Source organism: Photorhabdus viridis (genome assembly GCF_040256935.1).
GTDB lineage: Bacteria > Pseudomonadota > Gammaproteobacteria > Enterobacterales > Enterobacteriaceae > Photorhabdus > Photorhabdus viridis.
The window spans coordinates 1-855 of the sequence record NZ_JBEJZY010000193.1; the positions used below are offsets into that span (position 1 = coordinate 1).

1 rRNA gene is annotated in these 855 nt (G+C 55.4%); it reads right to left on the reverse strand.

From position 1 onward, the window contains the following. Nucleotides 1-855: ribosomal RNA gene (locus tag ABR397_RS22905) — 23S ribosomal RNA — on the reverse strand; the annotation flags it as partial.

Consider the following 855-nt stretch of genomic DNA (forward strand, 5'->3'; position numbering starts at 1 on the left):
CAGCAGAACGGATTTGCCTGTCCTGCCCACCTACACGCTTAAACCGGGACGACCGTCGCCCGGATGGCCTAGCCTTCTCCGTCCCCCCTTCGCAGTCACATTCAGTACAGGAATATTAACCTGTTTCCCATCGACTACGCTTTTCAGCCTCGCCTTAGGGGTCGACTCACCCTGCCCCGATTAACGTTGGACAGGAACCCTTGGTCTTCCGGCGAGCGGGTTTTTCACCCGCTTTATCGTTACTTATGTCAGCATTCGCACTTCTGATACCTCCAGCGGGCCTCACGACGCCGCCTTCGCCGGCTTACAGAACGCTCCCCTACCCAACGACACATTCATGTCGCTGCCGCAGCTTCGGTGCATGGTTTAGCCCCGTTACATCTTCCGCGCAGGCCGACTCGACCAGTGAGCTATTACGCTTTCTTTAAATGATGGCTGCTTCTAAGCCAACATCCTGGCTGTCTGAGCCTTCCCACCTCGTTTCCCACTTAACCATGACTTCGGGACCTTAGCTGGCGGTCTGGGTTGTTTCCCTCTTCACGACGGACGTTAGCACCCGCCGTGTGTCTCCCGTGATACCATTCTTCGGTATTCGCAGTTTGCATCGGGTTGGTAAGCCGGGATGGCCCCCTAGCCGAAACAGTGCTCTACCCCCGAAGATGAATGCACGAGGCGCTACCTAAATAGCTTTCGGGGAGAACCAGCTATCTCCCGGTTTGATTGGCCTTTCACCCCCAGCCACAAGTCATCCGCTAATTTTTCAACATTAGTCGGTTCGGTCCTCCAGTTAGTGTTACCCAACCTTCAACCTGCCCATGGCTAGATCACCGGGTTTCGGGTCTATACCCTGCAACT